A 13,962-nucleotide genomic window follows, 5' to 3' on the forward strand; every position below is an offset into this window, starting at 1 on the left:
AAGGAACGTTTAAGACTAAGACGTTGATAGGCTGGGTGTGTAAGTGCAGCGATGCATTGAGCTAACCAGTACTAATGATCCGTGAGGCTTAACCTTACAACACCAAAGGTGTTTTAGAGTAGACGACAATTTTCAGCGAAGTTCCGAGATTGGTTCTGATGGCGACACGAGAGTGGAGCGGTTGGAATGAAACGAATTTGCCTGGCGGCAATAGCGCGGTGGTCCCACCTGACCCCATGCCGAACTCAGAAGTGAAACGCCGTAGCGCCGATGGTAGTGTGGGGTCTCCCCATGCGAGAGTAGGACACTGCCAGGCATCAATTAAGTAGAAAGCCTCATGCGAAAGCATGGGGCTTTTTGCTATGGGTCAAAAACAGAAAATGGCAGTGAAAACCCCTCACTCCAGCCCTCTCCCAATGCAACGGCCGGGAACATCCTGAATACTTGTGTCGGGGAGAGGGAGCAGTCTGGCATCGTGGATGAGCCCGTACTGCTTCGGGAAGTGGGGGATTTGAATGGAGCCGTTGATGAGCCTGTACCGCTTCGGTAGTGATGGGTAAGAAGAAAGATGGGGTGCAGGAATGTCAGCGGGCTCGAGCTGTTCCCTCTCCTGGGGTAGAGGGTGAGGGGAAGGGTATGACTCGCTCTGACAAATTAACCTGCCGGAAGACCCAGCAGGCTAACTCTTTGCAGAATGGCCGAGTCAACCTCAGCCCAAATCAACACCTTAGTGTGCACTCCCCTGCGAAATCCCCAGCCCGGTTTGTGAACGTACAAACTGGGAACGGAATTTCACGCGTTCTTGCTGCCCAACCAACGAATTGTCGGTCACAGAGAAGAACCAGGTGCCGATAAAGGCGACCAACATAGAGAACAGCGCCGGATATTCGTAAGGGTAAATCGGTTTGGCATGGCCGAGGATCTGCACCCAAATAGTCGGGCCCAGGATCATCAGGATCACTGCGGTTAACAGACCAAGCCACCCGCCGATCATTGCCCCGCGCGTGGTCAGGCGTGACCAGTACATGGAAAGAATGATGATTGGGAAGTTACAGCTGGCCGCAATGGAGAATGCCAGCCCCACCATAAAGGCGATGTTCTGCTTCTCAAACAGGATCCCCAGCGCGATAGCCACCACTCCGAGCAACACCACGGTGATTTTGGAAACTTTCAGCTCATCACGCTCGGTCGCTTTGCCATTCTTGATGACGCAGGCATAGAGATCGTGAGAAACCGCAGAAGCACCCGCCAAGGTTAGCCCGGCAACTACCGCCAGGATCGTGGCAAAGGCCACCGCAGAGATAAAGCCAAGGAAGAAGTTACCCCCCACCGCGTTAGCCAAATGCACCGCCGCCATGTTGTTACCACCCAGCAATGCCCCACTGGCATCCTTGAAGGCCGGATTGGCACTGACCAGCAGGATTGCACCGAAACCGATAATAAAGGTCAGGATATAGAAGTAACCGATAAAGCCGGTGGCATAGAACACGCTCTTACGCGCTTCTTTAGCATCGCTAACGGTGAAGAAACGCATCAGGATATGTGGCAAGCCGGCGGTACCGAACATCAATGCCAGACCCAGGGAGAGGGCGGATATAGGGTCGGAGACCAGTCCGCCCGGGCTCATAATGGCAAGCCCTTTCGGATGCACCTTCACGGCTTCGGCAAACAGGGTATTGAAATCAAAGTTGACGGATTTCATGACCATCAGCGCCATAAAGCTGGCGCCAGCCAACAGCAGCACGGCCTTGATGATTTGCACCCAGGTGGTAGCCAGCATGCCACCGAACAGGACATACAGCACCATCAATATACCGACCAAGATAACGGCGACGTGATAATTGAGGCCGAATAGCAGCTGGATCAATTTGCCCGCGCCCACCATCTGGGCGATCAGATACAGCGCTACCACCACCAGGGAACCACAGGCTGAAAGTGAGCGGATCGGCTTCTGTTTCAGGCGGTAAGAGGCCACGTCGGCGAAGGTATATCGGCCAAGGTTACGTAGCCGCTCGGCAATCAGAAACAATATGATTGGCCAGCCAATCAGGAAGCCGATGGAATAAATCAGCCCATCATAGCCGGATGTATAGACCAGCGCGGAGATACCGAGGAACGATGCTGCAGACATAAAGTCGCCAGCGATAGCCAGGCCGTTTTGCAACCCGGTGATGCGCCCGCCAGCGGTGTAGTAATCCTGACGAGAGCGGGTACGTTTGGAAGCCCAGTAGGTGATGTAAAGGGTGGCACCTACGAACAGCAGGAACATGATGATGGCCTGGATGTTCAGTGGTTGGCGCTGCACTGCGCCACCAATGGCATCGGCATGGCTTAGGCCTGGCAGGGCCAATAGTGTGGCAGCTGAAAGTAGGCGCTTCATTGTTTCACCTCGCGCAGGATTTCAGCATTCAGGCGATCAAATTCACCGTTGGCACGGTAAACGTAGATCCCGGTTAACACGAAAGAAATCACGATCAATCCCACGCCAACCGGGATCCCACGGGTAATGGTTAATCCGGGGCCGAGTGGAGTCCCCAGCCACTGAGGATCGAAGGCGATCAGTAAGATAAAGCCGACGTACAGCGCGAGTGTGATCAGTGACAGGAGCCAGGCGAAACGGCTGCGCTTTTGCACCAGCTCCTGAAAGCGCGGGTTTTCTTCAATCCTTTGATAAATATCTTCATTCATCCGAGTTTCTCCAATAGGTATTGAACAAGTACGCCACGCGATACCCTTCCAGCTGGCAAATTGGCGCTCTGCGGGCCACCTTCACCCATCCCAGCCAAATGTCTGGGATCGGCTTTACTGCAGTTGAAAGCTTTCAGGTATACAGGCCGTTCAGCTGCGCATGGCAGACGAACGGCCGGAGGCAGCGCGGATTAGGATGGAACTTTCATTGATTGTTTCTCTTCCAACAGCTTTTCGACTACAGCCGGATCCGCCAGCGTTGAGGTATCCCCCAGGTTGCTGGTATCACCGGCGGCAATTTTGCGCAGAATACGCCGCATAATTTTACCAGACCGCGTTTTTGGCAAAGAGTCGGTCCAATGGAGAATGTCAGGCGTGGCAATCGGCCCGATTTCCTTACGCACCCAGTTACGCACTTCGGCATACAGTTCCGGCGTTGGCTCTTCCCCATGATTCAGGGTGATATAGGCATAAATCGCCTGACCCTTGATGTTATGCGGAATACCCACCACCGCGGCCTCGGCAATTTTGGGGTGAGATACCAATGCGGATTCAATTTCGGCGGTGCCCAGACGGTGGCCGGAAACGTTCAGCACGTCATCGACACGCCCCGTGATCCAGTAATAGCCATCTTCGTCACGGCGTGCGCCGTCACCGCTGAAGTACATGCCTTTAAAGGTAGAGAAGTAGGTTTGCTCGAAGCGGTCATGGTCACCGTACAGAGTTCGAGCCTGGCCCGGCCAAGAATCGGTGATCACCAGGTTGCCTTCGCAGGCGCCTTCCTGCGGTGTGCCCATGTTGTCGACCAATGCCGGTTGCACGCCAAAGAATGGGCGAGTGGCGGAGCCAGCCTTCAGCTCGGTAGCACCTGGTAGCGGGGTGATCATGAAGCCACCGGTTTCGGTTTGCCACCAGGTATCAACGATCGGGCATTTTGCGTTACCAATCTTGTTGTAATACCACTCCCAGGCCTCTGGGTTGATGGGTTCACCCACGGAACCCATAATGCGCAGCGAATCGCGTTTGGTGCCTTCGATTGCTTTGTCGCCTTCGGCCATCAGGGCGCGGATTGCCGTTGGTGCGGTATACAGGATATTGACCTGATGCTTATCCACTACCTGTGACAGACGGTTTACGCCTGGGTAGTTCGGCACGCCTTCAAACATCAGCGTAATGGCACCGCAGGCCAATGGGCCATATAACAGGTAGCTATGGCCGGTAACCCAGCCCACGTCGGCGGTGCACCAATAGACATCGCCATCGTGGTAATCAAAGACGTATTTGAAGGTCAGCGCGGCGTAAACCAGATAGCCCCCGGTGGTATGTACCACGCCTTTCGGTTTGCCGGTTGATCCGGAGGTATAGAGGATAAACAGCGGATCTTCCGCGTTCATCTCTTCCGGTGGGCAGTCGGCAGATACGCCTTCGGTCAGCTCATGCCACCAGAGGTCGCGCCCTTCTTGCCAGTAGCCCGGCTTACCGGTGCGTTGGAAGACCACCACGTTGTTGACGCTTTTCACCCCTGGGTTCTTCAGCGCATCATCGACGTTCTTTTTCAGCGGTACCGCGCGACCAGCACGCAGCCCTTCATCAGCGGTGATCACCAGTTTGGAGTTGGAGTCGATAATACGGCCCGCTACGGCTTCTGGGGAAAAGCCTCCAAAGATCACCGAGTGCACGGCGCCAATGCGCGCACAGGCCAGCATGGCGACGGCGGCTTCAGGCACCATTGGCATATAGATGGCCACCACATCGCCTTTTTTCACCCCGAGCTTTTTCAGCACGTTGGCGAACTGGCAGACATCGTGGTGCAGCTGTTTGTAAGTCACTTTGGCTGATTGGGTCGGATCGTCACCTTCCCAGATGATGGCGGTTTGGTCGCCGCGTTCGGCCAAGTGGCGGTCCAGGCAGTTCGCCGCCAGGTTAAGGGTACCGTCTTCAAACCAGCGGATGCTGATATGACCAGGATCGAAAGAAGTGTTCTTCACTGAGGTATAGGGCTTGATCCAATCGAGGATCTTGCCGTGCTCGCCCCAGAATGCCGCTGGGTCTTGTACAGATTGTTGATAATACTGCTGGTATTGCTCCGGATTGATCAGGGCACGATCTGCAATTGCAGAAGGAATGGCGTGTTTGTGCAGTTGGCTCATGGTTTTTCTCCTTAGAATTGTTAATGATATGTCAACTGATGGTTAAGTATAGTTTGCCATGACGGTTTGTTTCTTTTTTGGGCGGCAGATCACGCAACGAAGATGTTGATTTGTAATAGTTACTGTCGTAATTGTGTTGTGTAACTGTTTGGTTGACGGTGAAAAGACGGTAATGGGCGTATTTCTGTTAAAAAAGTTTTTAGATAACTAAAAATATTAAGCGTGAGGCATCGGCTTGAGGGGGCAGGAAACAATAAGGCCGAGGTGATATTTTACAGCGAATCGGATCTTATTAAGGGCTGCTATAAATACTCAGCGCAATTGTTAACCACAACCTGTCGGAGGCTTATTTTTTCTGCCTTTATTATGTTGGTTTTTTTGAAAATCCAAACAAGAGGTCTGGTGAATGATTTTGTGGTTATTTATTAGTTATGTGAATCATATCGAGAGTTGTCTTGGTCTATTAAAGGGTCTCAGATGATGACTTTATTTCTTTTATAAAACCTTTCATTAACAATAAAGAAACATATTTTTAGACTAAATATGCAAATGGAATGACAAATCACGCACTTTTATTTGGGTTAAAAATCGTCCTATCCTATCGACTATTGTTCTGCTCAAGCTAAAATTATTTTTTTTAGAACAAGTAATTATGTTTCGATACGTTTTTTGTTTGTTGGTTTTTTGCTGGTGAAACGGACAAAACCGAGATGAAACAAGGCTTGCAGAAGCCCGCCTTCAGATGGTACAGATTCATACTGCGTTACACCAAGGGCAGTTGGCGCAGAGGTTCACAAACATAAGCCTGCAATAAATGATTAAGTATTCCTTCCGGAGCCTAGGTGCTTTTTAACACGTTGGCACGGAGTCTTTGAGGACTTTTTGGGTATGAAAAATGTAAAAATCAGCCTGGCCTGGCAAATCCTGATCGCGTTGGTATTGGGTATTATCCTGGGCGCAGTGCTGCATAATCAAACAGAATCACGTGAGTGGATGGTCAGTAATATATTGAGCCCCGCCGGTGATATCTTTATTCGTTTGATCAAGATGATCGTGGTGCCTATTGTTATTTCCACGCTGATCGTCGGTATTGCCGGTATTGGCGATACCAAAAAGCTGGGCCGCATTGGATTGAAAACCATTATCTATTTTGAAGTGATCACCACCATCGCGATCGTCGTGGGTGTGACATTGGCTAATGTTTTTCAACCCGGGCACGGCATTGACATGTCGGCGCTGACCGCGGTCGACATCTCACAGTATGAAAAAACGACGGAACAGGTGCAAAGCGGCTCACATAGCCTGGTGGCCACCATCCTTTCGTTAATTCCTTCTAACGTGTTCTCGTCGATGGTCAAAGGCGACATGTTGCCGATCATCTTCTTCTCGGTGCTATTTGGGCTGGGGCTGTCTTCCTTGCCGAAAGAGACCAAAGAGCCGTTGCTGAAGGTGTTCAAAGCGGTGGCTGAGAGCATGTTCAAAGTGACCCACATGATCATGCGTTACGCCCCAGTCGGGGTATTTGGCCTGATCTCGGTCACGGTAGCCAACTTCGGTTTTGCTTCGCTCTTGCCGTTGGCCAAGCTGGTGGTGCTGGTTTACTTCGCCATCGCCTTTTTTGGTTTGGTGGTTCTGGGGGCCGTTGCGCGACTGTGTAACCTGCGTATCTGGACGTTGATCCGCATCTTGAAAGAAGAGCTGATCCTGGCTTACTCAACGGCCAGTTCGGAAACCGTGTTGCCGCGCATTATCGAAAAGATGGAGGCCTACGGAGCGCCAAAATCCATCACCAGCTTCGTGGTGCCTACCGGCTACTCTTTCAATCTGGATGGTTCTACGTTGTACCAGAGTATTGCCGCTATCTTTATTGCACAGCTATACGGTATTGAGCTGTCGCTGGGGCAAGAGATCATTCTGGTTCTGACGCTGATGGTGACCTCAAAAGGGATTGCCGGTGTGCCGGGTGTCTCCTTTGTGGTGCTGTTGGCGACCTTGGGCAGCGTGGGTATTCCGCTGGAAGGTTTGGCGTTTATCGCCGGCGTTGACCGTATCCTCGATATGGCGCGTACGGCTCTGAACGTGGTGGGCAATGCGCTGGCGGTCTTGGTGATTGCCAAATGGGAACACCAGTTCGATCGTAAAAAGTCGCTGGCTTATGAACAAGAGTTCCTGGCCAGTAAAGTGACTCCTGCCAATCAGGCTTAAGTCGCTCTATCTCTTGCTCTCAAAACCCGCCGTCGGCGGGTTTTTTTATTGAATGATGGCTAAATTGCTTCAATACTGGCGCTCTCTGTAAGGCCTGCTCAGGATGAGATTTGCCCCATGAAAAGATATGCGCTGTTGCTGGTGCTGTTATCCCCCTATGTTCAAGGGCAGACGCTGGATGCCAACGATCCGCTACGGCGTGTCATTCTGGATCAGATGCGTGCCAATATCGGTTATCCCACCGATATCCAGTTTGTGGTTAAACAGCTGAGCATTTCCGGCTCGCAGGCCTATTTCTGTGCCACCGCTAAAACCAATGATGGCAGCGGTAGTGCCAAAATTAACGGCAAAACGGTGGTCTACGATCGTGAATTGCAGCAGTCAGCGGAAGGCTTCTGGACGACGGTGAGCAATTTTGACTCTTATGTCGACTCACCGGCGCAGGCCCAATGCCATAGCACTATTCAAGATGAACCCGCAGCGAACGGGTGCCAAAACGTCGGCCTTTATGATGCGGAGCGTAAACCGTTGCTGGACGCGGTCCGGCGCAGTTATCAAGGGGGGATTGCCCAACCCAGATTTGTGGTTTCTCACCTGTGCTCAACCGGCAAGATGGCGTATTTCTGCGGGCGACTGGAAGGGGAAGAGAGCCAGGATCGGCAAGGGATGAATTACTACGATGCTGTTATGGCCAAAGATGCCAAGGCAGAGTGGCAGGCGCTGATGGTTGAGAGCAAGACCGTGGAGAAGTGCAACTTCAGTGGGCCAGCCTCGGCGATCACCGAACAAAAGCTGTTGGATGCAGTGAAGCAGCCACTCATCTCGGTGGCTCCTCAGGAGATCGATGACGACCTCAAGGTTGAGATGCTCACCCAGTTCCAGCTATTCCAACAGGCGGTCAAGACGGCCGATATGGCCTATTTAAAGGCGCATATTGTCTTCCCACTTGATAACGTCGCTGACACCTTCCTGGCAGGAACGCCTGATGAACATCAACAGAGCATTACCCCTGCGTTGTTTGACCACTATGCGCAGCAAATCAGGGATGGTCTGAAGGAAATACCGCTGCTGGGGGTCAACCTCACTAAAAAGCAGGTGACTGATTTCCGTGTGAATGCATTAACCCCGCTGGAGCAGGCCAGAAAATACTTCCCAGCAGAGGAGGACGGGCAGTTCTATTACAATGATGGGGCGAAGAAAGTGCTGGTTGAAGGCACCTGCGATTCGGTCGGCTCGGGTGATTTTGAGGACGGAACGCTTGCCGTATTTATCGGCACGGGTTCCAACCTGCTGATCCCTGGGTTATCAGAAGCCTGTGAGGGAGGTATGCGTGTAGAGTTTACTCTGCAACAAGGCACGCTGATGCTGACCAGAATTGATTTTGTCGGTTGAGCCGCTTACCAACCTAATCAATCTCTCACTTGCGCTGCATGAACTTACGCAGCGCTATCATGCCGGTCATCAAGATGGCTCCTGGCAACCAAACCCACAGTAATTCCGACATGATCACCGCATGCCCAGCAGGAGTCAGGTATTTCTCGAGGCTAAACGGCGCTACGCGGATCACCTGCCAGGGCGCAAAAAAACGCTCGTCACTCCATGGCCACAGCCAGCCGACGCCTTTGCCTCCGGTGGTCACCGAATCCAGCAAACTATGGGATAACAGCGAGATAAACAGGAACAACCAGGTCTTGACGGGGTTAGCCTTGAACCAGCGGTAGAACAGCAGTGCCAAGCTAGGCATCAGGAATGCAAACAGCACTGAATGCGTGAAACCGCGATGACCAAACTGATTGCCGTAAGCCACGCCGAATTTAAACGCTAATACGTCGGCATCCGGCAGCATAGAAAGAACCACGCCAGCGAGCAGCAAGCGGGGCGGTATGATTTTCTGGCCCAGCCCTAAACCAAGGCATAACGGCACTGCGGCGTGGGTAAAGATCGTCGGCATAACTCTCTTCCATGATGAGGGGTAACAATTTGCTTATTATGGCATAGCCATATCCGGCCGATCGCCACTTCGCTGCACCATCGAAATAATGATGCCGAATAACTCTTCCTTAGCCTGGGCTGCCGTAATCGCACCACAGCTGGTGGCGTAGGATAGCCCTTCTGCAGAGCCGAGCATACCCCATAGCGCGGCGTCCTGAAGCTGGTTATCGCAGCAGAAGGGGGCAAAGATCTGGCGGCATTTCTCGATGAACACCACGGCGTAATCATTCCTGATTTTCTCAAGCTCGGGAGTACCGGCTAGTGCAGCCATGACGCTAGGCATCTCACGGCCTTGCAGCAACACGCACTCAATGTAGGAAGTGGCAATGACCGAGGATAAGGCTTCTAGCTCCGGCTTGGTATTCTGGATAGCTTCATCCATCCGCGCGGTTTGACGACTATCAAACTCTTGATACAGCGCGGCAAACAGGCCCGAACGGTTGGTGAAGTGATCATACACTACCGGCTTGGTGACGCCCGAGCGTTCTGCCAGATGGCCGAGCGTCAGCGCTTCGGTACCTTCTTCATTAATGATTTCCCATGCGGTTGTCAGCAACTGCTGATAACGCTCTTCTCTCGATAGCCGAACTCGTGAATGTGGTTTGGAGATCATGGCAATATTTACCCGTTGACAGCGCTATATACTAAAGGTAACTTACCGACGGTAACTTACTGTTGGTATATAGAGTACGTTTTATACCTTGCCCTGACAATAGGAGCCGCCCAATGCACGCGCTAATCGTTGTGTCTCATCCTCTCGATACGTCATTAACTCATGGTGTTGCAGCAGCCATTGCCGAAGGGATAACGGCAGCCGAGCCCGCCCATACGTTTGAAATTGCCGATCTTACCCAGGAAGGTTTCAATCCGGTGTACGGTGCCGCTGATATCGCCGCATTTTTAAAAACGGCCACCGTTCCAGCGGATATTCTGGCAGAACAGGCACGAATTGATGGTGCGGATGCCCTGGTTCTGGTGTTCCCAATCTACTGGTGGAGTATGCCTGCCTTGCTTAAGGGGTGGGTAGACCGCGTGTTTTCCAATGGCTGGGCTTATGAAGAGACGGCAGATGGGGCAGTGGTCAAAAAACTGGGGCATTTACCGGTTCATCTGGTTGCCCTGGGGGCGGCAAGCAAAGGCGTCTATGACCGGCATGGTTTTACCGATGCCTTTAACGCGCATATAACGCACGGTATTTTTGATTATTGTGGCGCTTCGGTTAAGACATCTGAAATGCTCCTGCTGCCAGAACTGGGGGAGCCTAAGGCTTACCTCAATGCAGCGCGTCAAATCGGGCATACTGTTTTTCAACCGGCTTACGCCGAGTAGTCCGTTGAGGAAGAGTCGCAATAAAGCTTCAAGAAATCAGTTGCGAGCCTCTTCCCCATTAAAGACGCGAATGCAAATAGTTTCAGCAACCTGGATAACCCGTAATTTTCTGTCTGATCACTTTGAGCTGGGGCTGTTATCCCTACAACTCGGCGCATACTGCAATTACGTGGCCCAAGATAATCCTCTATGGCTTAATAGTAATTAATCATGAAGGTCACAGCTGCATCGCCTTGTTGAGGCTCAGATCAGCAACCAGCCTTTTCAGCCTGAGATTTTCTTCTTCGAGCTGGCGCATGTGCTTCAGCTCTGAAGGGGGAAATCCCACCGTATTTTTTACGCCACGTGTAAAAGGTGGCATCAGAGATACACAGTTTACGGCAGACTTCAGGCACCGATGTACCCAGCTCGGCCTGTTTCAGGGCAAAGACAATCTGTTCTTCGGTGAATCGCGACTTTTTCATCGGCACAACCTCCACTCAGGGGAGTGTTTATCATGCCGGAATTCTGTTTCTGAATGGAGCAGGATTTTGGGGGAGGGTCATATATTCACTGCCCCCAGCCTTCAGCCAGCCGCTGTCCTGCCGTGACGGTGAAACGATTTTTGGCACGTGATACCGATTCAGGTGAATCCCCTCTGGTTACCACATCACGGCTTTCCATGGCAGTCATAAAATCCAGATAACCATCAGAGGAAAAGCGGGACGCCGCCAGCGACAGGTTACTATTGGTTTCAGCAATCACTTTGCTGTATCTGAACCAATTAAAAAAATTAAGCATATAACTTTAACCAAGGCTATTTAATTTCGGCGTTAAACAAATTAACGGCACCGTAGTCGTTAACAAATTCACCGCTCACGGTATCCCCCTTATTAGAGGGTACTGCCAAGGTCAGGGTAGATCTCGGTGCTACCATTTCGCCTTCAATTTTTTTGCCATTTACCATCAGGCTGACAAAAGACACATAATAGGGTGTTGGGTTGAATGCCTGCAGGCTGCTGCCTTTTACGCTCCAAGTGACTGCCTGAGCGGCATCATTTGCGTTACCTGCCAATCCTGCTGGGCGATAAAAGACTTTAATGCGTGAGCGAAACGCCATTTGCAGGTAGTTTTCATCAGATTTTGCCTGTTTCTTGGCGGGCACCTCTAGTACGTTGAGCCAAAATACCGACTCTTTATCCATGGGTAACGATCCCCCTGAGTAACTAATCTGTAACGTCTGGCCCTTGCCTCCCTCTACTCGGTTCATTGGGGGGCTCAGTATAAAGGGAACCTTAATCGCTGCCGGTTTGGCATTGATATCACCCGTATCCAACCAGCTTTGGATCAAAACGGGAGAATTACCCGTATTATTAAGCCTGACGCTGACTTCTTTTTGATCTGAAGGATAAATAACTCGTGTCCCGTTAATCACGATACTTGCCAAACTATGAGTACTGAATAGGGCCACCACGGCTAAGCCAGCAACTCGTAAAATGTTATGAAAGGGAAAACACATAAAGTCTCCTGATGTAGATTATTTGGGAGGGGAGCCCTTCCCTCAAGGCATTACTTGTATTGAATAGAGTAAACAACATTGCTGACGACGGTGCCTGGGGTGGTTGTACCCTCAGCATAATACTCAACAAAATAGGGCAAGTTAGTGCTACCAGACTTGACGTTTACAAACGAGTTACCGTTGATCTGTTCCGCGTTACCCGCTTTGATCACCGTTTGAGAAGCACTGGTGCCATCACGCAATTGCAGGCTGACGTTTTGTGCCGTACCAGTGTTATTAAGGCGGCCGGTAAGAACATCTACCGCAGCACCAGCTTGAAAGAAAGCGGAGGCGGTTTTCAAACTACCACTGCAGTTGGCCAGTGTCAGGGTGAAACCGGTGAGCCCGGCCGTCTGTGCCGCACTTCCTAGTTGACCAATACTAACAATTGGCAGGGTAACAATCGGGTTGCTAGCTTGGCCGTTGACAATGACTTCGCAGGTGTTATTACTTAACTGCCCCTGAAAATTGATGGTACCGCCAGAAGCAGCCTGCGCCAGACCAGAAGAGAGCAGGACGCCTGCAATAGCAGACAGAATAAATTTGTTCATTTACATTCCTTAATTACAGTTAACAAGGCACTGTGATTGTAAAAAGACGCTTAGAATAAGTACATTAGTTGTAGAATAAGAGCCCCCTACCACCAAATAGAGTGTTCTCTCACCGAATTATCAGTAATAAGAAGACTATGCTTAACCTTTCCTATATAAAATAAAGAGATGATGTTCTTTTTTTAAGTGAAGTGAATTTCAATGAGGTGTAGCATAGAGATAAAATATAACCTCTGTAAATATAGTTTTTTCTATGGGTGATAAAAATAAGTTATTTTAAAAAATAAAAACCTTATAAAACAACGAGGCTTATTTATAATTATTTTTAATACCCCTAGTATTTATTATTATACCTAACATTCATTACTTTTAGTTATCACCGATAGAAAATACTTCCTTCACAACGACCAAGTAAAATCTTATACTGGCTATAAATAAAACTAGGGTTGCATTTGTTATTGCATGGATTCGTCTTTAACTAAAGCCATTAGCATATACAATATGTCCTTAATGGCTTTCTTTACAGGGAGAGGCAACCCTATCCAATCGCTAAATATCGTAGCTGCTAGAGTAATGAAAGTAGCAATGAGTGTGGAGATTTAAAGAAGAAAGTCTTACCAAAAACGTCATATCTCAAAAAACACGAGGAAGTAATGAGAAGGAAAAAAGTAGTTTTGCAATGTTCCTGTAATTTTATGAGAGCAGGGTTAGAAGCATTAATTAAAGATACAGATTTGTCAGTATCTCTTGATATAGTAGATACTAGTGACAGTTTTTCAGACTGTGAGGACGCTTTAAATGCCTTGCCGGTAGTAAATTTAGTCATCCTAACGGTCTGTAACCGTGATTATAACTTGGCCTCACTCTTGCAACTTGTTGGAGAGCGTTTGCCGAAAATGCATCCCAATAGCAAAGTTGTAATGATAAGTGATATAGCCGATGTCAACCCACTTAAATGTTACTTTAGTGGGTTGAGAAACGTCAGTATCATACTGAATAAGACAATAACGCTTGATGAGTTAAGCAGGGAATTGCTGAGCACTACCGCAAATAATGAGCAAATCTTCGGTAAAAGTTCAACTATGCTCACACCGCGTGAATTAGAGATTCTGCGCATGCTGCTGGATGGTGATACCGCTAGAAAGATAGCTAACGACTTGAAACTAAATTTCAGGACAGTAAGCCATCATAAACGTGCAGCCTTGGCTAAACTGGGGGTCCGTTCCTTATGTCCCTTAGTGAATTTGATAGGTAAAAGAAAATATAACAAGAGGGTTTCATCTTGGGGGAGGACCTTGGGTCAAATAAGAGTGGATAGCGCATTAAGTAGTACAGCAATATAAATTTATGGGTATAAAAGGGAAAGAAAGTAGCATAATGCTGGTGGTGGTTCGTTACTGATGAATTAAAGGCATATGCCCTAATATATTAACCGCCAACTTTGTGGGGAGTTGCCATGACAGCATCAGCCATCAATATCTCGTTTTATCTTGTCATTGCCTGTTTTTAA

Annotated in this window: 12 protein-coding genes, 2 rRNA genes and 1 pseudogene; 6 read left to right on the forward strand and 9 right to left on the reverse strand. The window is 49.8% G+C overall.

Annotation, left to right across the window (positions count from 1 at the left end; genetic code table 11):
* Positions 1-96: ribosomal RNA gene (locus tag IMQ33_RS00095) — 23S ribosomal RNA — on the forward strand; the annotation flags it as partial.
* 104 nt (positions 97-200) lie between these two features.
* Positions 201-316 (forward strand): 5S ribosomal RNA (gene rrf / locus IMQ33_RS00100).
* A 411-nt stretch (positions 317-727) separates the two neighbouring features.
* Here the strand turns inward: rrf and actP are convergent.
* From actP to acs, 3 genes are all read right to left on the reverse strand, one after another.
* On the reverse strand, positions 728-2,380 hold the full coding sequence (gene actP / locus IMQ33_RS00105; protein ID WP_098929061.1) for a cation/acetate symporter ActP: 1,653 nt from the start codon (positions 2,378-2,380) through the stop codon (positions 728-730).
* The gene (locus IMQ33_RS00110) at positions 2,377-2,688 is read right to left on the reverse strand and encodes a DUF485 domain-containing protein (protein WP_021182245.1); all 312 of its coding nucleotides are present in this window, start codon (positions 2,686-2,688) and stop codon (positions 2,377-2,379) included. Before IMQ33_RS00110 ends, actP begins: the two co-directional genes overlap by 4 nt.
* 191 nt (positions 2,689-2,879) lie before the next feature.
* Entirely contained in the window at positions 2,880-4,838 is a 1,959-nt protein-coding gene (gene acs / locus IMQ33_RS00115; protein WP_024484748.1) for an acetate--CoA ligase, read from the reverse strand.
* Positions 4,839-5,726: 888 nt separating this feature from the next.
* Between acs and gltP the strand changes: the two genes are divergently transcribed.
* Together gltP and IMQ33_RS00125 are read left to right on the forward strand one after the other, a co-directional pair.
* Positions 5,727-7,043, forward strand: a complete 1,317-nt coding sequence (gene gltP, locus IMQ33_RS00120; RefSeq protein WP_024531058.1) for a glutamate/aspartate:proton symporter GltP — start codon at positions 5,727-5,729, stop codon at positions 7,041-7,043.
* 117 nt (positions 7,044-7,160) lie between these two features.
* Complete coding sequence (locus tag IMQ33_RS00125) at positions 7,161-8,435, forward strand: hypothetical protein (RefSeq protein ID WP_196061359.1); 1,275 nt, start codon at positions 7,161-7,163, stop codon at positions 8,433-8,435.
* Positions 8,436-8,460: 25 nt separating this feature from the next.
* Here the strand turns inward: IMQ33_RS00125 and IMQ33_RS00130 are convergent, their stop codons facing one another.
* Complete coding sequence (locus IMQ33_RS00130) at positions 8,461-8,994, reverse strand: metal-dependent hydrolase (RefSeq protein ID WP_196061360.1); 534 nt, start codon at positions 8,992-8,994, stop codon at positions 8,461-8,463.
* A gap of 36 nt (positions 8,995-9,030) precedes the next feature.
* Positions 9,031-9,645: a TetR/AcrR family transcriptional regulator gene (locus IMQ33_RS00135; protein ID WP_065684111.1), complete on the reverse strand. Its 615-nt coding sequence runs from the start codon at positions 9,643-9,645 to the stop codon at positions 9,031-9,033.
* Positions 9,646-9,761: 116 nt separating this feature from the next.
* On the opposite strand from IMQ33_RS00135, the gene IMQ33_RS00140 reads away from it, so the two are divergent.
* The gene (locus IMQ33_RS00140; protein WP_196061361.1) at positions 9,762-10,364 is read left to right on the forward strand and encodes an NAD(P)H-dependent oxidoreductase; all 603 of its coding nucleotides are present in this window, start codon (positions 9,762-9,764) and stop codon (positions 10,362-10,364) included.
* A gap of 226 nt (positions 10,365-10,590) precedes the next feature.
* Here IMQ33_RS00140 and IMQ33_RS00145 read toward each other — a convergent pair.
* The 4 genes and pseudogenes from IMQ33_RS00145 to IMQ33_RS00160 all read right to left on the reverse strand — a co-directional run.
* Positions 10,591-10,828, reverse strand: a pseudogene (locus IMQ33_RS00145) (transposase); the annotation flags it as partial.
* A gap of 85 nt (positions 10,829-10,913) precedes the next feature.
* Entirely contained in the window at positions 10,914-11,144 is a 231-nt protein-coding gene (locus tag IMQ33_RS00150) for a fimbria/pilus outer membrane usher protein (protein ID WP_196061362.1), read from the reverse strand.
* A gap of 16 nt (positions 11,145-11,160) precedes the next feature.
* Positions 11,161-11,862, reverse strand: coding sequence for a fimbria/pilus periplasmic chaperone (locus IMQ33_RS00155; RefSeq protein WP_196061363.1), 702 nt, complete (start codon positions 11,860-11,862; stop codon positions 11,161-11,163).
* A 50-nt stretch (positions 11,863-11,912) separates the two neighbouring features.
* On the reverse strand, positions 11,913-12,452 hold the full coding sequence (locus tag IMQ33_RS00160) for a fimbrial protein (RefSeq protein WP_196061364.1): 540 nt from the start codon (positions 12,450-12,452) through the stop codon (positions 11,913-11,915).
* A 653-nt stretch (positions 12,453-13,105) separates the two neighbouring features.
* Here IMQ33_RS00160 and IMQ33_RS00165 point away from each other — a divergent pair.
* On the forward strand, positions 13,106-13,795 hold the full coding sequence (locus IMQ33_RS00165) for a LuxR C-terminal-related transcriptional regulator (RefSeq protein WP_196061365.1): 690 nt from the start codon (positions 13,106-13,108) through the stop codon (positions 13,793-13,795).
* Positions 13,796-13,962: the final 167 nt, after the last annotated feature.

It is taken from the genome of Serratia sp. Res13-Sevr-LER1-36-b, from assembly GCF_015673035.1.
Taxonomy (GTDB): Bacteria; Pseudomonadota; Gammaproteobacteria; order Enterobacterales; family Enterobacteriaceae; genus Chania; species Chania fonticola_C.